Annotated in this window: 16 protein-coding genes, 6 tRNA genes and 2 pseudogenes; 18 read left to right on the top strand and 6 right to left on the bottom strand. The window is 43.3% G+C overall.

The window, feature by feature from the left end; all coding sequences use genetic code 11:
* Positions 1-159: 159 nt before the first annotated feature.
* The 7 genes from FTU01_RS09595 (at position 160) to FTU01_RS09565 (ending at position 1,293) form a co-directional block, all read left to right on the top strand.
* A tRNA-Val gene (locus FTU01_RS09595) sits at positions 160-235 on the top strand.
* 30 nt (positions 236-265) lie between these two features.
* Positions 266-342: transfer RNA gene (locus tag FTU01_RS09590), tRNA-Asp, on the top strand.
* A 49-nt stretch (positions 343-391) separates the two neighbouring features.
* Positions 392-468 (top strand) — tRNA-Asp (locus FTU01_RS09585).
* A 21-nt stretch (positions 469-489) separates the two neighbouring features.
* Positions 490-565 (top strand) — tRNA-Val (locus tag FTU01_RS09580).
* Positions 566-578: 13 nt separating this feature from the next.
* Positions 579-655, top strand: a tRNA-Asp gene (locus FTU01_RS09575).
* A gap of 30 nt (positions 656-685) precedes the next feature.
* A tRNA-Val gene (locus tag FTU01_RS09570) sits at positions 686-761 on the top strand.
* 70 nt (positions 762-831) lie between these two features.
* Entirely contained in the window at positions 832-1,293 is a 462-nt protein-coding gene (locus FTU01_RS09565; protein WP_004784968.1) for a DUF2750 domain-containing protein, read from the top strand.
* A 17-nt stretch (positions 1,294-1,310) separates the two neighbouring features.
* Here FTU01_RS09565 and FTU01_RS09560 read toward each other — a convergent pair whose 3' ends face one another.
* The 4 genes from FTU01_RS09560 to yccS all read right to left on the bottom strand — a co-directional run bounded on the left by FTU01_RS09560 (position 1,311) and on the right by yccS (position 7,793).
* Entirely contained in the window at positions 1,311-2,105 is a 795-nt protein-coding gene (locus FTU01_RS09560; protein WP_180138932.1) for a YdcF family protein, read from the bottom strand.
* A 97-nt stretch (positions 2,106-2,202) separates the two neighbouring features.
* Positions 2,203-4,788 (bottom strand): sulfite reductase flavoprotein subunit alpha, encoded by a 2,586-nt coding sequence (locus FTU01_RS09555; RefSeq protein WP_180138898.1) that lies wholly within the window; start codon positions 4,786-4,788, stop codon positions 2,203-2,205.
* 184 nt (positions 4,789-4,972) lie between these two features.
* Positions 4,973-5,533 carry a YcxB family protein gene (locus FTU01_RS09550; protein WP_004784963.1) on the bottom strand — a complete coding sequence of 187 codons (561 nt, stop codon included), beginning with the start codon at positions 5,531-5,533 and terminating at the stop codon, positions 4,973-4,975.
* Between the two features lie 85 nt (positions 5,534-5,618).
* Positions 5,619-7,793 (bottom strand): YccS family putative transporter, encoded by a 2,175-nt coding sequence (gene yccS / locus FTU01_RS09545; protein WP_180138896.1) that lies wholly within the window; start codon positions 7,791-7,793, stop codon positions 5,619-5,621.
* A gap of 145 nt (positions 7,794-7,938) precedes the next feature.
* Here yccS and FTU01_RS09540 point away from each other — a divergent pair, with 145 nt between their 5' ends.
* Entirely contained in the window at positions 7,939-9,150 is a 1,212-nt protein-coding gene (locus tag FTU01_RS09540; protein ID WP_180138894.1) for a multidrug effflux MFS transporter, read from the top strand.
* 79 nt (positions 9,151-9,229) lie between these two features.
* Here FTU01_RS09540 and FTU01_RS09535 read toward each other — a convergent pair whose 3' ends face one another.
* Positions 9,230-9,937 carry a nitroreductase gene (locus FTU01_RS09535; protein ID WP_180138892.1) on the bottom strand — a complete coding sequence of 236 codons (708 nt, stop codon included), beginning with the start codon at positions 9,935-9,937 and terminating at the stop codon, positions 9,230-9,232.
* Positions 9,938-10,863: 926 nt separating this feature from the next.
* On the opposite strand from FTU01_RS09535, the gene gltS reads away from it, so the two are divergent.
* Both gltS and FTU01_RS09525 read left to right on the top strand, forming a co-directional pair.
* Positions 10,864-12,102, top strand: a complete 1,239-nt coding sequence (gltS, locus tag FTU01_RS09530) for a sodium/glutamate symporter (RefSeq protein WP_180138889.1) — start codon at positions 10,864-10,866, stop codon at positions 12,100-12,102.
* 42 nt (positions 12,103-12,144) lie between these two features.
* Entirely contained in the window at positions 12,145-13,620 is a 1,476-nt protein-coding gene (locus FTU01_RS09525) for a sodium:alanine symporter family protein (protein WP_180138887.1), read from the top strand.
* A gap of 52 nt (positions 13,621-13,672) precedes the next feature.
* Here the strand turns inward: FTU01_RS09525 and chrA are convergent, their stop codons facing one another.
* Positions 13,673-14,887 (bottom strand): chromate efflux transporter, encoded by a 1,215-nt coding sequence (chrA, locus tag FTU01_RS09520; RefSeq protein WP_180138885.1) that lies wholly within the window; start codon positions 14,885-14,887, stop codon positions 13,673-13,675.
* A 121-nt stretch (positions 14,888-15,008) separates the two neighbouring features.
* On the opposite strand from chrA, the gene FTU01_RS09515 reads away from it, so the two are divergent.
* The 8 genes and pseudogenes from FTU01_RS09515 to FTU01_RS09480 form a co-directional block, all read left to right on the top strand.
* Positions 15,009-16,004, top strand: a complete 996-nt coding sequence (locus FTU01_RS09515) for a patatin-like phospholipase family protein (RefSeq protein WP_180105062.1) — start codon at positions 15,009-15,011, stop codon at positions 16,002-16,004.
* Between the two features lie 333 nt (positions 16,005-16,337).
* Entirely contained in the window at positions 16,338-16,514 is a 177-nt protein-coding gene (locus FTU01_RS09510; protein ID WP_162835329.1) for a hypothetical protein, read from the top strand.
* Positions 16,515-16,830: 316 nt separating this feature from the next.
* A complete protein-coding gene (locus tag FTU01_RS09505; protein ID WP_004784949.1) occupies positions 16,831-17,352 on the top strand; it encodes an acyl-CoA thioesterase in 522 nt (173 codons plus the stop codon).
* A 142-nt stretch (positions 17,353-17,494) separates the two neighbouring features.
* The gene (locus FTU01_RS09500) at positions 17,495-18,058 is read left to right on the top strand and encodes a TetR/AcrR family transcriptional regulator (RefSeq protein WP_166137661.1); all 564 of its coding nucleotides are present in this window, start codon (positions 17,495-17,497) and stop codon (positions 18,056-18,058) included.
* Between the two features lie 41 nt (positions 18,059-18,099).
* Positions 18,100-19,302 (top strand): MFS transporter, encoded by a 1,203-nt coding sequence (locus tag FTU01_RS09495; protein ID WP_179992630.1) that lies wholly within the window; start codon positions 18,100-18,102, stop codon positions 19,300-19,302.
* Position 19,303: 1 nt separating this feature from the next.
* A complete protein-coding gene (locus FTU01_RS09490; protein WP_159123387.1) occupies positions 19,304-20,200 on the top strand; it encodes a LysR substrate-binding domain-containing protein in 897 nt (298 codons plus the stop codon).
* Positions 20,201-20,323: 123 nt separating this feature from the next.
* Positions 20,324-20,734, top strand: a pseudogene (locus FTU01_RS09485) (glutathione S-transferase family protein); the annotation flags it as partial.
* Between the two features lie 39 nt (positions 20,735-20,773).
* Positions 20,774-20,861: pseudogene (locus FTU01_RS09480) on the top strand (IS1595 family transposase); the annotation flags it as partial.

The following is a 20,861-nucleotide window of genomic DNA, read 5'->3' as shown; positions in this document are numbered from 1 at the left end:
ATAGACTTAAAAAATAAACAAAAAGTGTTGTTTTTTTTAACAATCAACCTATTTTTTAATCACTCACACCGAAAAAGCAGAAAACAGTCAGAAAAGCGTTTGACAGTCTGTGAAGATTCTCTATAATGCACCTCATCAAGCGATGAAGTCGATTTGAAAGGGCGCTTAGCTCAGTTGGTAGAGCGTCTGCCTTACAAGCAGAATGTCGGCGGTTCGATCCCGTCAGCGCCCACCAAGCTTCTTTCAAAGTTGAGACACTTATAGTGCAGCGGTAGTTCAGTTGGTTAGAATACCGGCCTGTCACGCCGGGGGTCGCGGGTTCGAGTCCCGTCCGCTGCGCCACTTTAAGTTCTTGATAAATCGTTTGCCACAATAGCGACATTGTGTAAGTGCAGCGGTAGTTCAGTTGGTTAGAATACCGGCCTGTCACGCCGGGGGTCGCGGGTTCGAGTCCCGTCCGCTGCGCCATTTACATGATAGACCTTTTGAGGGCGCTTAGCTCAGTTGGTAGAGCGTCTGCCTTACAAGCAGAATGTCGGCGGTTCGATCCCGTCAGCGCCCACCAGATTTTTTGTGATGCAGCGGTAGTTCAGTTGGTTAGAATACCGGCCTGTCACGCCGGGGGTCGCGGGTTCGAGTCCCGTCCGCTGCGCCATCCTAAGAATCAAACAGTTTGACCCTTTAAGGGCGCTTAGCTCAGTTGGTAGAGCGTCTGCCTTACAAGCAGAATGTCGGCGGTTCGATCCCGTCAGCGCCCACCATATCTTTCTTGCCTAAATCCTGAATATTTCATAGAATTCGAAGTCTATAATAATTTGAAGATTTCAGACTATGAGAAATCCATATCAGCGCAAGGCAGCGATCAAATCGCAAAATACCGCCTACGATCCGCTACAAGTTTATAAAAATTTTATTGAAGCTATTGTTGCCCAAGGTGGCATTTTTGCACTTTACCAAGAGGGCTGGGCTTTATGTGCCACGCCGACAGGACAGCGTGCTTTCGCGACCTGGCAAAGCAAAGGTCTGGCCAGACTACTCATTAAAGATAACTGGGCCAATTACCAGATTCAGGAAATTACCCTCAAAGATTTTGTTGAAAAGGTCATTCCTTTCTTACGTCAGGAAAGCACTATTGTGTCATTGGATCTGACACCGGAAGGGCAGAATATTCTGGTTGCGCCTGAAAAACTTTTGCTGGATCTTAAAAACTACCTGTATCAGGTCTATGTACAGAAACCTGAACTATTCAAAAATCCAGCGATCCCTTCGCCAAGGCATATCCGTTTAAATTAATTTAGTGTTTAAGTTACTTATTTAAATAGTGAATATTCATTGAGCAGCCAGCCACTCAAAAAGGCAAAATATTCTCTTAACCAGGAGTTATAGCGCAGATAAAGGGGAGTACTGGCACTCAAACTAATCACTTGCTGATAACCTTGGTGTCTGGCAATAGCACGAGCACGAGGACTATGAAAATCACTGGTTGCAATCGCAACAGGATCATTTTGACTTATATTTTGTTGTTCCAAGATTACTTGAGAATACATCAGGTTTTGAGCAGTACTTCTGCTTCGATCTTCAAGTTGAATGGGGTTGATGAGTTCTGGATAGGTGGTGTGGATATAGTGCTGCATGACCTCAGCTTCACTTTGCCTTTCCCGATAATTACGCCCACCTGTCATAATCATTAAAGTATCTGGATAGTGTGCTGCATATTTAGCTGCAGTATCCAGACGGCTTTTTAAGATGGGTGAGGGCTGTCCATTCGTAATCCCGCTGCCTAAAACCAGAATAGCGGCAGGAGGCTGTGTAGATTCATTTGAATGAATGGACATCTGGATATAAGCGAAGAAGATTGCGACACTGATTATCCAGAGTAGAAATCCGGCCCAGAGGTTGTTCCAGAACCAGATTCTAAATCTGGAATGCTGTTTCCAGCGTTGAATGCCTGAAAAGAGCAGAGCATACAGGATCAGTGCTACGCTAATGAAAATTGGCAAAAGAACACCGAAATGTCTTTGTCCCTGACTTATTAACCAGAGGCTGTTTATGCCAAGGATCAAACCAAAGATCAGGCTGAGACTTCGTTTAAGTGGGCTGGATATTCGGATATTCATATTTTTATTAATCTTCTTATCTCTTCTTCTATCTTATTAATAAAAAACCGGGCATGAAGCCCGGTCTTTTATAGATCAGCTGATCTTAATATACATCACGACGATAACGACCATCCAGACGTAATTGATCCACTGTGCTTTCACCGAGAATTTCAATCAGAGCCTGATCGACATCGCTGGCCATGCCATTAATGCTACCACACACATAAATCACGGCGCCTTGAGCGACCCAGAGTTTCAATTCTTCAGCCTGCTCACGCAATTTATGATGCACATAAACTTTTTCCTGCTGGTCACGAGAGAAAGCAAGGTCCAGTCGTTTTAATGTACCCATTTGCAGCCAGGCCTGAATGGTTTCTTCAAAGAAGAAATCATGGGCACGCTGACGTTCACCAAAGATGAGCCAGTTCTGAGTATAGTCCTGACGGTTACGCGCACTCAGCAAGCTCATCAAACCTGCGATCCCCGTACCATTACCAATACAGATAATCGGACGGTTATCTGCAATCAGATGGAAAGATTCATTCTTGCGAATACGCAGGGCAATCGGTGAATTTAGGGCAGTATGCTGTGTTAACCAGCCTGAGCCCAGACCTAACTGGCCTTGTGCATCAGATTGCTGACGCACGACCAGACGTAGCACTTGCTGACTTGGAATACTGGCGATTGAATATTCACGTGTAGCAAGAGTTGGTAATTGCTGTAACAGCTCATCTACTGAATCAAAAGGATCAACCTGAGTCAAATCACGATTCCAAAGTGCCTGTTCGATACTTTGCTTCAGAGAAGGCACTTGTGTACCCGCGGCAATACGGTATTTCTCCATAAATGCACGGATACGTTCAGGGCTGTTTCCTGGTTGGATTTCGGCAATATCGCCTGCCTGCCACACGGCTTCATGCTGTGGAACCAGTTCAATATTAAACGCAGGTGCACCCAGACTGTCTGGATTCAGCAATTCACGTTTGCTCAAAGTCCATTGATCAAAGGTTTTATCGATACCCATATCCTGCAATTCAAACTGGGTCACATGGGCAAGGGCATTGGTCCATTGCTGGATATGCTCATTATTGGCATTATCCACTTCAATGGTCTTGAAGAGCTGTTTGGCACCACTCTGTTGTAACCACTGGTCGATCCGATGACCAAAGCTGCAATAGGTATCAGGATATTCCTGGGAGCCTAGAGCCAAAACTGCATAATTGAGATGATTAAGATCCGCTTTGGCAGACAAAATTTTCTTTTCAAAAGAGGAGGCTAGGTCAGGTGCTTCACCTGTGCCATAAGTACTGGCTACAAATAGAACCTGTTCTGCCTGTTGCAGATCTTCAAGGCTTAGTTGCTGTACTGCTTTAACGCTGACAGGTTGACGTGCTTCCTGTAAGGCAGTAGCTGTGCGCCATGCCAGTTGTTCAGAGACACCCGTTTGTGAAGCATACGCAATCAGCCAAGGCTTGGCATTTGGATCCAGAGGCAGGGCAGTTGCCCCTTGGCGTGCAGCCAGAGTAAGTTTTTTCTGCTTACGACGTTTCAGATAGAGCATCCAGCCGGTCACGAAGAACAATGGCATTAATAATGCAGCAATCATGACCAGGAACTGGTAAATAGGACCAAAAAAGCTGCCACGGTGCACAGGTAACATACTGCTCATGATTTTTTCATTGAGCTTTTTATCTTCATAGAGCTGGACTTCGGTAAATTCAGCACTGCGATAATTATAAGTCGCATTGTTGCGGGCACGTTCATGCTGTGCCACAGGGTCAACAAAACTCAACTGCATTTCACCATCCGGTTTTTTCGGCAGGTTAAATGTCACAGTTGAATATTTGCCTGCAAATTGAGTACTGAAGCCAGCCCAGCTTTGATCCAGTGCACGTGAAATACTTTCTGGACTCATGCCAGCTTCTTCACGGCCTTCACTACGTTGTCCGCGTTCACCACGAGGACCACGTTCACTACCTTCGCCGCGACCGCCATTGGCCTGCATTTCTGGTTGTGGACGTTCTACGCCCAGAACTTTATACATACCATCACGCCACCAGCCATAAGACCAGGTAAGACCGGTACAAGCCAGAATCAGGTAGAAAATTACCACCCAGGTACCCACCACTGCATGCAGATCCCAGATAAAGTTACGGCCTTTCAGTTGCGGCTTCACTGCCAGCCATTGCTTAATTGAATGACGTTTTGGCCAGCGTAAATACAGGCCAGACAGGACGAAAAAGATCAGCATCAGGGTACAGGCACCGGTAATCTGTTTACCAACGGGACCTACTGTTAAATTACGATGTAACTGCTGTACAAACTGGAAGAATTCACGGCCTTTAATTTCAGGCAATACTTCAGCCGTGTAGGGGTTGACCATCATGTTATAACCACGACGTGCTCCCTCTTTTACAATATTGACCGTACTGGAGGCACTTGGATCCTGTGCCACGGTAATACTGTTAATTTTCATTTCAGGGTTTTGGTTCTGGAAATGCTGATACAGCTGGGCAGGGCTAAGCTTGTCTCGCTCTTGAACCTGTACAGTATAACTGTCGCTATTCATCCATTTTAAGATTTGCGGCTCATAAGAATAAATAGCACCCGTGACTCCCATAATTGAGAGAATCAAACCTGCAGTAATCCCCAGAAACCAGTGGATTTGGAAAAATGTCTTTTTAAACATGATGGTCAGATTTATGGTGGTATGTGTAAAAGTAGGCAAATTATAACTGAAGAATCAGAACAAATTATAGATTATGATGATAATATTTATTCTCATTATCATTTGTGTCGATGAGTCGGATAAAAGATAGTCATAAAAAAACCTCCATGTCGAAACAGGAGGTCTTTCAAAATCGGGATATGTCTTAGATTTCTTTTGGTGCACCCACTTCTTCTTGCAGATGCTTGCGAATGGTCGCGAAAGAGAAGTTTTTACTGTCTAAACGTTTAGGCAGGATATAAGCACCTTGCTGACCTTTGACTTTAAAATTGATCAGCATGAATTCCGGCGTATTATACCATTCATAGATGTCTTTCCAGCCAATAGCACCCACGCCTTCCTGCATGCCCATTTTTTGGCGCATCACGATACCATGTGGCTGTACGCCCAGACGGATACCTTTAATTTCCTGTACCGGAAATTCATTCATCTTGCGTTTAACATACCATTCCAGACCGAAAGTACGGATCAGGTAATACAATACTACACAGACAATCGCTACCCAGCAGATGACTGTTGAGTAGTTCTTGATCAGGATAATTCCCAGAATAGACAAGGCAACAATAGCACCCATGATCAGCCAGGCTTTCATGCCAATTTTATTGGTACTACGCCAGATCATCAGCTGAGCATGACGCTGCTCAGCTTCTGAAATTTCATAGTTCACAGGCTGTAGGGTATAAGCGTATAAATTTTTCGCGGTCATAATGAAATTAACAGATTTAAAACTGTAAAAAGTTTAGCATTAATTATGCTGATTCAGTGAGTATATTGTTCCAAAATCGGCCAAATTATAATGAAGCCAATTCAGTGGCCTGTTCATCACGTTCGTGACTTAAACTTTGCTTTAACTGACTCAATTGCTTCAAGATACTAAACATTAAAGACAGTTGCTGCAAAATAATCAATGGTTTCTGGTCTTCTTCCAGCTGTTGTGACAGACGCTGACGGATATTCTGGATCATATTCTGGGTGCTTAGGTCAGGTACTTCATCATAGAGCAGGGCACCACGAATATTTTCTAGGGCTTGGTCCAGTAGGTCCAGTACATCCTGATCCTGAATTTTTTCACGATGCGCGCCCAGCGCGGCAATATAACTGATAAAAGTATGATTCAGGCACAGGAACTCAAAAGCCTGTGATTTTTGCACTGGATCAAAATCAGGTTCGGTGGCCAAAGTCGAGATCAGGGAAGCAACTTCAGCATCCGTATTATGGGCTGCACGACGTACCACGCGGTAGGTCAGACCATTATTTCGTCCAGATTTATACTGTTCAATCACTTCACTCAAGTAGTCACATTCTGCCTGCAGGCTACGGCTAATGCTGCGCGGCAAGCGACGGAATTTCCAGTCTGGAAAGATAAAGCTCACGCCAAACCAGGCAATCGCACAGCCAATCAGGGTATCAATCATACGGGGGATAGCTGCGGCAAAGCCCATACCGTCCAGATTAAAGTTGATCAGGGCCAGAATGGTAATAAAGGCAGTGGCCTGTGCATACTGTTTACTGCGTAATTCAAAGAACAGAATCCCACTCAAAATTAGCAGTAATAATTGCCCTTCAACGGAAGGAATGAAGTACAAAATGGCATATCCCAAAAGAATACCTGCCAATGTTCCTACGATGCGTAAACGTAAGCGGCGTTTGGTAGCATTAAAGTTAGGTTGGCTGACGAATAGTGCTGTAAGCAGGATCCAGTAACCATACTGAATATCGGTCAGCTGGACAAAGATATAGCTGATCAGCAGCACAATCGACAGACGAATGGCATGACGGAACAACACCGATTCAGGTGTCAGATGCTGCTTGACCCGAATCTTGATATCTTCCCAGCCTTTCAGGTCGTCATCTTTGAGCTGGTTTTCAATATGTTTAGCACGATCAAATTTGATATTACGTTCAGTTTCCAGGTTGCGTAACTGCGCATCAATAGATTTTAGGTTCTGGAATAAAGCAAACAGGGCATTAATCCAGACCTGATCATACTGCTGTTCTGTACGCAATTTTTCCAGGGACAATCTCAGGTTTTCAAAGGCATGTTTGAAGCGTTTATTATGTTTATAGGTTTTGCGTTGCTGAATGCTTTCACTCAGGTCTTTACAGGCTTTGCCCTGAATCGACAGGATGCGCTGAAAACGGAACAAAACGTCGCTGTGTTCAAAAATCTTGGCCAGTTTCTGATAATCAATATGCGCAGAATCGGCACGCTCGTGAATATCTTGCGCTACAAAATAGTATTGCAGGCTACGACGGGTATCCTTTTGACCACGATCACCTTTCAGACGGGTCAAAAGAACAGTCTTCATTTCATTAAAAATTGAAATCAGTTTGCCATTTTCCAGTGATAGCTCGATCATACTTTGCTGATAACTTTTTGCCGTCATATCGACATCGAACAGATTCGATTTGGCATAGAGGAAATCACCCAGTGAAGCATAGCACTTGGCTAAGTTATCCTGTGCACGTCGCGCAGGAAACAGTAGAAAGCTCAGAGTCGACAAAAAGCCATACCAGACCGCACCAATCAGCAGCAAGCTCGCTTGCTGATACCATCCATCAAAAAGTTCAACCCCCAGCATGGAATAGACAGAAATCACCAGACAGCCATAGGAAATCGTGGCATAACGTCGACCAAGCGAGCCGAGCAGAATCAGGACAATACAAGAAACAATGAGGGCAGAAGCAAACAGCAGCGGATAAGGAAATAACAGATAGACTGCCACTGCGGTAATGAAGAAGCCTAAATAGGTATAGAACAGATTCAGGATACGTACGGAAAAGCGGTCATCAATATCGCTTAAACCTGCGGCCACCACTCCAAGGGTGAGTGGAATAGTCATTAACTGCTGTCCCATGAAATAGGGAACAAAGGCAGTGCCTGCAAAAGCGATCAGCATACGCAGGTTATACATCAGGGTCGTATTATAAGTCGCGTGCTTAAGACGATTGAGCCAAGATTTCAACGGTGATCCTTTCTCTTGCAGTCTTTGCTGCAAAGCTGAATATACATATGAGAAAAAGTATATTTATAACTTTTAATTTCCATGTAAATCATACTATGCGCTATGTTAATTTGTCTGCCTACTGCGCATTAAAATCTTTAATTACATGAACTCCAATACGACAGCACCACGACCTTATGCCATGTCCTGGATTATTTTGCTGGCTTCACTGACTGCACTTGGTCCTTTATCCATTGATATGTATCTCTCTGCCTTGCCAGAAATGGCAGCGGATTTTGGTGTCAGTACCCAGATGGTCTCCAATAGTCTGCCAGCTTATTTCCTTGGACTGGCGGTTGGGCAGTTGCTATATGGCCCGATCAGTGACCGGATTGGACGTAAGCCACCGCTTTATTTTGGATTGAGTCTGTATATTCTGGCCAGCCTGTTATGTATGTTTGCACAGAATGAATGGAGCCTGATTGCAGCACGGGTATTACAAGCCTTAGGAGGATGTGTAGGAGTCGTGGTTGCCCGAGCAACCATTCGTGATCGGCTGGATATGCAGGCGGCTGCACAGGCCTTTGCCAGCATGATGATTGTAACGACCATTGCACCGATTATTGCGCCAAGTCTCGGCGCATGGGTACTGATGTTCTTTGAGTGGAATATTATTTTCTTGGTGCTGATGGGCTGTGGCTTGTTTAGTCTGGTCTGTGTGCATTTTTTCTTTCAGGAAACCTTGCCCTCGGAACGCCGTCTTAAACTGAATTTGCAACAGGTATTGAGTTTATACCGAACCATTTTTCAGGATGAAAGTTTCAGACGACCGATGCTGGTGGGCTGTTTTTCTGGGGCGGTGATGTTCTGCTATATCAGCGCTTCTTCAGCCATTCTGATGGATCATTATCATCTGACCGAGCAGCAGTTTGCTTATGCTTTCGGGGGGAATGCCGTTGGAATCATGCTGTTCTCGACCCTGAATAAGCATCTGGCTCAATATCTTTCAGTATTAAGTCGCTTAAAACTAGGTGCTTCTTTACAGGGAATCGGTGTCCTGGCTTTACTGGTTTTAGGCTATCTGAATATTGAATCTGTTGTCCTAGTTATGGTGGCCTTATTTGTCGTTGTGGCCTCGATTGGTTTTGTGGGACCGAATGCGATGGCGCTGGCCATGGCAGAGCAGGACGCGCGTGCGGGAACCGCCAGTGCGATCATGGGCAGTATGCAATTTGCCTGCGGTTTGTTGGGTGGGGTTTTACTGAACTTTATGCTGTGGGATGCTTTATTCAATATGGCCTTGGTAATGGCGATCTTTGTAGTTATAGCCTTTAGATCTGTATTGAAATTAGAACTGCCTAGAGTTAAACAGAAATAAGGAGCTGCAAGAACTCTATATCTCTGTCAGACAATCCAAGCAGCTCAAAGTTGATGCTTGGATCATGGCTTATCAAATCTTATTCATCTACAAAAACGGCAAATTCCTCTACCGGGACACGTGGGGTGATAAAGGTATTTACGATATGGTCTGGATCTGCATAGCCTAGTGACATGCCACAGACCAGCTCTTCATCTTCACCTGCTCCCAGTACATCTAGCACAATGCTATGAAAATGATTCCAGGCAGCCTGCGGACAGGTATCCAGACCACGTGCCTTGGCAGCCAGCATCACGTTTTGAATCATCATGGAAATATCCATTTTTGAACCTACGCCTAAATCCTTATGCAGGGTGAAGAATAGCCCCACTGGTGCATCAAACAATTCAAAATTACGCAGGTTCTGGCGTGCCATTTTATCCTTTTCACCTTTCTGGATATTCAGCAAACCATATAAGCCCCAGCCATTTTCACGGCGTCGGTCGATATAAGGAGAGAACCATTGCTCGGGATAATAGGCAAAGGTTTCTTTATAATGTGCGGCCAATGCCGGATTTTGATAAAGCTCCATTTGCGCCTGACAGACACGCTGCACCAGCTCATCGCGTTTTTTCCCTGTCAGCACATACACTTTCCATGGCTGGGTATTGGTTCCTGAAGGGGCGCGACTGGCCACAGTCAAAATGTCTTTGAGCATGTCGGTACTGACCGGCGTATCCAGAAAAGCACGAACTGAATGACGGGAAGTAATGGTTTGATCTACAGCACGAACGAGGTTTTGATCCATTCTAATTTCCAATCTCATATCCTTAATGATGGTGAACTGACTATAAACCAAACAAACTCTGTCGGGCAGGGGTAATTTTAGTTTCACAGTGAATTATGATGATTAATAAAAATCACATGAATGAGAATGCACTTAAGAGATATAGAAGTTATATAAATAGCCTTAGAAATTTATTGAATGCTTAAACAAAACTCCTTCTAAACATGCAACCGATATTTTAGATGCTGATATCTTGAGCAATTAACATCGATGGCTGGAACTAAAAGGAAAGTTAAGAACAAAATAGAATGATTAAAATTCAATCTTAAAAATAAAATTAAATATCCGTTTTTACGTTCAATTAATATTTTATTTCGATTAAAATTTGGGGGTAGTAAACTATAAAAAATAAGAAGTTATAATTATTTTTTATATATTCACTAACTATAGTTAATAAAAAACAATAAAACTTTATACAAAGAAACAGCATAATGTGCGACTTTTCAGTTGAATACATGCATTTTGAAGAAATAATGAAGATTGCATGGTCAAGCTCTATTTGAAATATCTTATTGCAAATGACTTGATGAACTCAGTTAGGTTAAAAGCACTCATGCAGCAATTCATGCTGGTTGAGAAGTAAAAAATATAGGCTGGATGTTATCGCTATGAGTTGCACGCTTAGATGAATTTATGCATCTGGCGTAGCTTATGCAATCAGCAAAAGGCTGTTTTTCGCTTTTATAAATCTCTCACTGAATATGATCATCACGATGATATTCATAAGTTTGAAACAGATGCGGAATGCTTTGTTGATTCTAAAGGCGATGGATGAATGAAGTAGATGACAATTACATGGGGTAATGTAAGGTTTTCTTCTGTGGAAATGAATCGCAACACGACTTTTAGAATGACAAAAATTCAGAACCATCTTGGACAAAAAAATTATGGATTTTACTTTTAACGCATTTTATACCCTGATCGCTGCAGTAATTGTGCTATTACTGGGCCGGTTTCTGGTAGATAAAATCGATTTTCTAAAACGTTACAACATTCCTGAACCTGTCGCAGGTGGTCTGGTTGCAGCGGTTATCTCTCTGCTGGTTCATTCGTTCTGGGGCTACAGCATTACCACGAGCGCGGAACTGCAAACCAGTTTTATGCTGATTTTCTTTGCTTCGATCGGTCTGAGTGCGAACTTCGCTAAATTACGCGAAGGCGGGATCGGACTGGTGATCTTCCTGGTTGCCATCTCAACATTTATTGCCCTACAAAATGCAGTGGGTATGGGGCTGGCAAGCTTGTTAGGTATTGATCCTCTGATCGGTCTGATTGCCGGTTCGATTACCTTGACTGGTGGACACGGTACTGCTGGCGCCTGGGGTGAAATTATGGAGGTTGAGCATGGTATTCAGGGGGCTTTGGCGCTCGGGATGGCAAGTGCAACCTTTGGTCTGATCATTGGTGGTGTTATCGGTGGACCTTTGGCGAAACTGTTGATTAACCGTCATAATCTTGCTGTGGCCCGTACCGATCAGCAGATCGAAAAACGTGACAACACGCCAATGGACAGCACGACAGATGAATATGTGCAATTTGAATATCCACATCGTGTCCGTCTGATCACTGCCGATAATGCCATTACCACACTTGGTCTGTTTGCAGGCTGTCTGGCATTTGCGGAGCTGATGACTGGCTTCAGTAAAGATACAGTATTTGAACTGCCAACATTTGTATGGGCACTGGCAGGTGGCGTGATTCTGCGTAACGTGCTGGAAGGCATCCTGAAAATCCAGATCTTCGACCGTGCGATTGATGTGTTTGGTAATGCTTCATTGTCGCTTTATCTGGCCATGGCGCTGCTGTCATTAAAATTATGGCAACTGGCGGATCTGGCAGGACCATTGATGGTGATTCTCGGTGCACAGACCTTGACTATGGCTTTATATGCAGCATTTGTCACTTTCGGGGTGATGGGCAAAAACTACGATGCCGCAGTACTTGCTGCAGGTCACTGTGGTTTCGGGATGGGTGCAACCCCAACGGCTGTTGCCAATATGCAGGCGATTACCAATATGTATGGCGCTTCGCATAAAGCCTTTCTGATCGTTCCATTATGTGGTGCTTTCTTCGTTGACTTGATTAATGCCACGATCATCCAGATGATCTTGAAATTTTTCGTCTAATTTTAAGCTTGATAATGAGTCATAAGCTCATAAGGATATGACATGAATGATCAGCTAAATGAAACCTTACTGGGCTGGGTCGATGCCTTAAATGGTCCACTCTGGGACTTTTTGGTGGTGTTTCTAGTCGCAGTCGGTATTTTGTATACGATCATGACCGGTGCAGTACAGATCCGTTTATTCTGGCACAGTATCAAAGTCATGAAACGTAGTCGTGGCAAGGTCGATGATGACCATGGTATTACGCCGTTTCAGGCCTTTGTAACAGGTCTGGCTAGCCGGGTCGGTGTGGGTAATGTTGCAGGTGTTGCCATTGCGATTGCTGTCGGTGGTCCAGGTGCTGTGTTCTGGATGTGGTTTACTGCATTTCTGGGAATGAGTTCTGCTTTTGTAGAATCATCATTAGCCCAGTTGTTTAAAGTTCGGGATAACAAGAATCAGCAATTCCGCGGTGGACCTGCGTATTACATTACTCAGGGTCTTAAACAGAAATGGCTGGGAATTGTCTTTGCAATTGCACTGATTACGACCTATGGCTTTGTGTTCAATGCCGTGCAGACCAATGCCATTACGGGTGCAACCTCACATGCCTGGGGCTGGAATGAAGCCAATCTGATGTTGCCATTAGGTGGTTTCGATCTGGAAGTTTCCTGGATTGGTCTGGTCTTGGTCTTGATTACGGCCATGATTATTTTTGGCGGGATCAAACGGATTGCAAAAGTTGCTGAAGGGGTGGTCCCTTTCATGGCAGTTCTTTATCTGGGTGTAGCTTTATATATCGCCGTCATCAATTACGATATGTTGCCGTCTATTTTTCAGCTGATCTTTAGCAAAGCATTTGAGTTTGAAGCAGCTGCAGGCGGTTTCTTCGGTGCCATGATCTCGATGGCCATGATGATGGGGATTAAGCGCGGTTTATTTTCGAATGAAGCGGGGATGGGTTCAGCACCGAATGCGGCGGCTGCCTCTGACGTGAAACATCCGGTGAATCAGGGTCTGGTTCAAATGCTTGGCGTATTTGTAGATACCTTCGTTGTGTGTTCATGTACCGCTATCGTGATTCTGGTTTCTGGCCTATATGAAAATGCCGGTTTTGAAGGCGTGACCTTGACCCAGATGGCGCTTGAAAGCCAGATTGGTGCTTGGGGCGATGACTTCCTGGCCTTGATTCTGTTCCTGTTTGCCTATTCTTCTATCATTGGTAACTATGCCTATGCAGAAGGAAATATTCAGTTCATCAATAATAACAGCAAGGTCATGTTTATTTTCCGGTTGCTGGTATTGTTTATGGTGTATTTCGGCTCGATTGCTAGTGTGCCGTTGATCTGGAATATGGCGGACCTGTTCATGGGTGTCATGGCCAGTATCAACCTGATTGCGATTGTGCTGCTGATGCCATTTATTTTGATGCTGCTCAAGGACTATACCGGTCAGCTAAAACGTGGCATCGAGCAACCAGAGTTTAAGCTCGATGATCATCCGAAATTTAAAGATAAAGTTAAATCAGATATCTGGTAAGACTTGAGCAAAAGCCCCGACTGGTTCGGGGCTTTTTTATGGGTTTAAATGGTTAGAATGACACAACATTAAGATAGCTTTGATATAGGATAAATCCGGCAATCAGGCTGAACCAGACTGGTAATTTCGAACGTAACAGTAAAATCATTACGATGATAAAAACCAGATCAGACCAGAAACGAAAATATGCCTGAGAGAGATCAATCAGCAAATATAAAAGCAGACCGACCACCGCTGCATTAATCCCGTTCACCGCCTGAAAAATAATACGTTGCTGCATTAACCATGACCAATAAGGCAAAGTAGCAAAAATCAGAAAAAACGAAGGCAGGAAAATGGCACAGGTTGCTAACAATGCATTAATCCAGGATGAACCTGTCCAAGGCAACAGAGCACCGACATAGCTGGAAAAACTAAATAATGGACCCGGCATCAATTGGGCAAATGCATAACCTAGATCGAAAGATTGGGGCGAAAGTAAATTGGTCGCCACAAAGTCCTGATGCAGCAAAGGCAGAATGACATGCCCGCCACCAAAGACTAATGAGCCAGTTTGATAGAAATCAGCAAAAAATGCGAGTTCAGGCCAAGAACCAGATTTGACTAGTAGAGGAATCAGGAAAAACGGTAATAAAAATGCGATGAACCAGTAGGGTGCATGACGTGGACGAATATAACTTGAGTGAATGGTAGATGAATTTGAAGCAGGCTTATTTTCCTGAGGAGAATTGGAAAATTTTGCCATTACGAGGCCAAAAACTGCCCCTAAAATAATGACCAGTAGCTGGTTCAAACTGATACTAATGAAGCTCAGAATCAGGACGGAAATGAAGACCAGTACATATTGCCAGATGCTCTTGCAGAAGCTATTGAGCATTTGCCAGAATGCCCAGACGATTACAGAAAAAACGATCAATTGAATGCTATGAAAGCTGTTTGAGTTTAGAATATGGAAATAGTACTGACCAAGTACGGCGATCAAGCTCATCAGAAGCGTTGAAGGCAGAGTAAATCCAAGCCAGGCCACGAATGCCCCAGCATAACCTCTTTGCAGATAGCCAATTGAAAGGCCTACCTGACTACTGCTTGGGCCGGGCAAAAGCTGCGCTAATGCAACCAGCTGGCCATATTGTGTCGTATTTAACCACTGTAATTGGTCGACAAATTTACGGTGAAAAAACACCAGATGCGCTGCCGGTCCACCGAATGCCATACAGCCCAGTTGCAGGAAAGTGAGAAAGATCCGGTACAGTGAAGGTGTATTCATACAGTGGCTGAAAATTGAAAGACATTAGTGCAACTGTATGACAGTTTTACGAAATTCTACAGATTATTTAAGCATGTGTTTATACACTATGCTGCTTTAACAAAACGAGGACGTGCTCTGCATGCAGAAATATGTACTGAGTATATTGGCGATGACAATGGTAGGTCTGAGCGGCTGCCAAACGACATCTAGTTTTAATCCATCTAACTCTAGTCATATTAAATCTGCCAGTTCAGTAGCAGAAGCCCAGGCGCGTCCAAACCAGATCAATTTCCGTAAGATCAAGCAAACAGAAAACCGTCCAGTGATAGCACTGGTTCTTGGCAGTGGCGGTGCGCGTGGCTATGCGCATATCGGTGCGATTGAAGTGTTGGAGCAGGCAGGCATACAACCTGACTTTATTGTGGGAACCAGTGCTGGCAGTATCGTAGGTTCCATTTATGCTAGTGGTAAACCAGCGATTGAACTGCGTAATATTGCATTAAGCATGAAAGCCACTGATGTTCGCGACATCAAGCTAGACCGCAAAGGCTTTTTTGATGGCAAAAAAGTTGAAAATTATGTGAATTTACAGGTTGATCAGACGCCTCTGCAAGCCATGAAAATCCCGATGTTTGTGGTAGCAACAGCTTTGAAAGAGGGTAAGCGGGTAGTCTTCAATTATGGTAATACCGGTCAGGCAGTACGTGCATCCGTTTCTATTCCAAGCATGTTTATTCCCACTGTCATCCAGAAAAAAGAATATGTGGATGGAGGACTGGTCAGTCCGGTACCGGTCAAAGTAGCTCGTGAGTTGGGCGCTGATATTGTGATTGCTGTCGATATTCTGGCGCAGCCCATCCATACTGAAACCACCAATGTCTGGGGCTTATTCAACCAGAATATTAATATCATGCAGCAACGTTTAGCTTCTGAAGAACTGCAATACGCCGATGTGGTGATTCAGCCAGACTTACGCGAAAAAGGTCATATCTTTGATGTGCGTGGCAGGGAATTGACCATGGATGCTGGGATTGAGGCGGCTAAACTCAAGCTACCAGAAATTGCTCAGGTCTATCAGAAGCATAATTATAGCCAAGGTCATCAGATTCCATTGCTCTTGGCTCAGCAACAATAGTTTGCTCTGATGGTTTTAAGAAAATATTTAATTTTCAAATAGATGTATAAAAATATTCACTGCTTTTCTCATATAGGTGAAAAGCAGTTCATTTTTGCTCATCGTTTTTAGAGATGAGCTGATGTTTTCTACCTATTGAAAGTCACTTAAAGCCCAAGTTTCAATGGGAAATAAATCTTTGAATTATAAAACTATAGTGATTTTATGAAAATATTTTAAGGCTATTTTTTGATTTTAACAAAATTATTCACAGACTTAAGTTAAACAACTGTTCAAAAGCTTAGAAGATCATGACAGAATAAAAATCGACAGATTAATAAATGTAAAAGCCATATGAATCACATCGAAATTGGCCAGCAAGTCACACTAGCTCAGTTTGAAAATACGATTTTTACTGTAACTAAAGTTCATCCCGATGGTTCTTTTACCGTTGAAACGATATTGCATGGCCAGCAGACTTTAAGTTATGAGAATGTGGCGCGAGAAATGTTGAGGCAGGTGCCTGCTTAATTCGAGGTTATTTTTTGTTAATGCATGCAGTTTTCTTAAACCGAGTTCTGCATGTTTAATGGAAAATCTCTTCATCACAGTGCATTGATTCAAGAAAATAATTTAGTGGATAAATTCCTGTTTATTTTATAGTTACTGAAAATAACTTTCTGATGATTTCTATGGATCCTCAGAGGGATATCTTTTTTTTTGTATGGAGAAAAATTTCATATCAAGAATTATGATGTTTTATTTGCCGAATTGAACATTTTATTTAGACCAAAAACGCTATAATAATGGTCTATATCATTGTCATTCAAAGAGTTCAGAGAAAACGATGGCCCCTTTAGATCAAATTGCAACAGCATCGGATGACCAGTCAGAGTTAACGATGTCGGTTCTTATGACGCCAGATATGGCGAACTTTTCAGGAAATGTACATGGTGGAACAATTCTGAAATTATTGGACCAGGTTGCTTATGCTTGTGCGAGTCGCTATTCGGGTAGTTATGTCGTAACCCTGTCTGTAGACAAAGTAAATTTCAAAGAACCGATTCATGTGGGTGAGCTGGTGACTTTCCTGGCAAGTGTGAACCATGTAGGTCGTACTTCAATGGAAATTGGCATTCGTGTAGAAGCGCAAAATATTCAGAAACGTACTGTACGCCATACCAATAGTTGCTACTTCACGATGGTCGCTGTTGATGAAAATGGTAAGCCTAAACAGATTCCACCGCTGAATCTGGACAATGACTGGAAACGTTGCCGTTTTGAAGCAGCTGAACAACGTAAAGTTGCCCGTCTGCAGGAAAATCATCATCCTTCATGCAGTATCTATAAAAAATCAGCGCATAGCTAAGAACTAAACTTAATTTGCTTATTAAAAAGACCTTGAATGTGAGGTCTTTTTTTTGCCTATAAAATTCATTTAACTCTAGCTTAAGCTTCTTTTTTAATCTAATATGAAACGATACGTATCGTTTCGTTTTTTGGTTTTAAGCATGAGTGAAGAAGAAAAATGTTCACGGCGTCAGCACAGTATTCTGCAGGCGGTTTCGGATGCACTGGCAGAAGGTGAATATCATCAGCTAACCATTGAAGATGTGGCTGCACGGGCAGGGGTTGGCAAATCTACGATTTACCGCTGGTGGAAACATAAATCTGAACTGGTACTAGATGCTTTCAAGCAGCGCACAGCAGGGGTATTTGAACTGGATGCTTCACAAAGCTTGCGCAGCAATCTGGTTCAACAGCTAACTCTGCTGGTTCAGGCGCTTAATCATCCGGTAGGCCGAGCTTTGCTGGTCGTTATGGCCAATCATCGGGAGCTGGCTGCAGACTTTTTTCAGCAGTATCTATTACCACGTCGAAAACAAACCCACCAATTGATTCAACAGGCCATCGAGCGTGGGGAATTACGTGCGGATTATCCTTTTGATCTGATGCTGGACACCTTATACGGGCCGATTCATTACCAGATCATTTTCTTCAACCGCATGCCGGATGATCAATATATCCAGAATCTGGTAGATCTGGCCTTAAGCCCAGCTTTGATTTCTCCCTGAGTTTAGTCAGTTCTTAAATTTGTTTTTAAAAGTTGCGTGTTATGTCTGCTAGTCCTGAGCGCTTATGGAATCGCTCCTTTATTCTGTGTTTATTGAACAATTTGTTCCTGTTTGTCTATTACTTTGCCTTACTGACCATTCTGCCGGTTTATATCATGAAAGATCTGGGCGGATCAGTCAAAGAAGCAGGTTTAGCTTTGACCCTGTTCTTAGTTTCATCCATCGCCATTCGACCTTTTTCTGGCATGATCATCGAGAAACTCGGCAAGAAATTGGCAATGCGCGGAGCCGGAGTTATTTTTGCCTTATTTTCCTTTAGTTATCTGCTGGTCGATAGCATGTGGTCATTATTGGCAGTGCGTTTCTTACATGGGATCTGGTTCAGCATACTGACGACGGTCACCGTTCCCGTTGCAAATGAGTTTATTCCGGAATCTCGTAAGGGTGAGGGCATGGGCTATTTTGTCATGTCGACTAATCTGGGTGTGGTATTTGGTCCATTACTGGCCTTAACCGTAGTTCAGTTCACCAGCTTTAAAGTGCTGTTTGGCTTGCTTGCCGTGATTATCTCTATCGGCTTGATCTTTTCCTTCATGCTGAAAATTACCGAATTAGCAAAACCTCAAGCTACAGTGGTCGAAAAATCAAAATTCAGCCTGCATGACATTATTGAAGTCAAAGTGCTGGCGGTGAGTTTTGTGGCACTGCTCACGGCTTTTGCTTACTCCAGTATCATGAGTTTTATCACGCCCTTTAGTGAAACCAAGCAACTACTGGCTTATACCGGCATCTTCTTTATTGTTTTTGCGGCCTCAATGTTGTTGGTACGGCCTTGGGTGGGCAAAATTTACGACCGTAAAGGACCAAGTGCAGTTATCTATCCTTCCTTTATTTTCTTTGCGATTGGCATGATGATTGTCGGTGTCATGTCCAGCCAATGGACTATGTGGTTGTCTGCGGTATTTATCGGAATTGGTTACGGTTCATTATTTCCATGTTTACAGACGCTGGCGATTCAATCTGTCGAAAAACAGCGCATGGGCCATGCGATTTCTACCTTTTTTACCCTTTTTGATATTGGACTGGCAGTGGGTTCAGTAGTGATGGGTATGATCATTGCGCAATACGGTTTTGAAAAGACCTATATGTTCTGTGCAGTGATGGTGATTTTCACTTTATTGATTTACCGTCAATATGTGGCCAGGAAGCGACCTTCGATTTCAGCATCCTTACCGGAAGAATAAAATGGAATTAAGACATTTACGTTATTTTGTTACAGTGGCTGAAGAGCTGAACTTCACCCGGGCAGCTGAAAAACTGAATACTGTACAGCCTTCACTCAGTCAGCAGATTAAGGATCTGGAGCGTGAAGTAGATGCGCAATTGCTGGAGCGGAATAACCGCAAGGTTGAGCTGACCGAGGCTGGACAGGCTTTTCTAAAGGAAGCTCTGTTGAGCTTAGAACATGCGGAACGTGCCGTGCAGGCAGCCCGTCAGATCGCCCATGCACATAAGGGTCAGCTGAATATCGGCTTCGTACCGGTCGCGGAAATGAAAATTTTTCCTTATATCATGCCGAATATCCGTGCACATTTTCCTGAACTGAAAGCACTGTTTCATAGCCTGACCGATGCAGAACAGTTTAGCGCGCTGAGACAGGGCAGTATTGATATTGCCTTTACCCGCTACCGAGATCAGTCGGATGAGTTTGAGTCCGTTCAGATTTTTGATGAGCCACTGACGCTGATTGTGCCGAAAAATTCTCCGGTCGCAGAAATGCCCTATGTCAGCATCAAGAAGTTTGAAAATCAGGACTTTGTGATTAGTGATGAACAAGCCTCACCACAGCTGCATAAGATTATTGATGATTTCTTTAGGCAGTCGAAACTGAACGTGAATGTGGTGCAGTATTCCACCAATATTCTGCTGAATGTCAATCTGGTCGGCATGGGGGTTGGCTGGAGTCTGGTACCAGCCTATGTGATTCCATTACTCGGCGATAATATTGTGGTGAAGAAAACGCTGGAACCTTTACCGATGATTGCTCTCTATGTCAGTTACCGTAAAAATAACCAACATCCTGCGATTGAACTGATTCTGAAAGTGCTTAAAGAAAAGTTTTGTGTAGACCTTTTTAAGTAAATTATTGATCTTCCATAAATGAAATGTGCTACAGAAATGATCTGTAGCACATGCTTTTTAATCGCAGAGGAAAATCGCTTTATACTGAAATTCAAAAAATAAGAAATCGGTTGAAGCAGAATGATGAAGCTCTATAACAACCCTCAGTCACGCGGCATGACCTTGCTGCCTATCCTTAAAGAACTACAGATTGAAGACCAGCTTGAGCAGGTGGAAGTTCCTTTTAAAGATATGCATCAACCTGAATATCTTCAGATCAATCCGATGGGTAAAGTTCCCTGTCTGGTTGATCAAGGCGTCGTAATTTCAGAAATGGCGGCTATTATCATCTATCTGGCAGATAAGTATCAGGACAAAGGATTGGCACCCGCTTTAGATGATCCCAAGCGTGGTACTTATTTAAAATGGATTTTCTTCTGTCATGGGCCACTGACTGAATATATTGATGTAAAAAATTTACAAGTATCTCAAGAACAGATTGAAAAGGTCCGAACCAGTTTAAGTTTTGGTAACGAAGCCGCGGTATTTGATTTTGGCTCTAGACTAGCAAAATGATTATGTTAGTCTAGAATCATGATAGAAAACAGTAAATTAAGTCACTACAAGATTAAAAAAATTATTCAATGCTTTTGTGTTGATATTCCTGCTTCCAAAACAGCCT

Origin of the sequence: Acinetobacter sp. YH12043, assembly GCF_013419915.1 — a bacterium.
GTDB lineage: Bacteria > Pseudomonadota > Gammaproteobacteria > Pseudomonadales > Moraxellaceae > Acinetobacter.
Note: the sequence above shows the minus strand (reverse complement) of the source record. Positions and strands in the feature narration are given on the sequence as shown.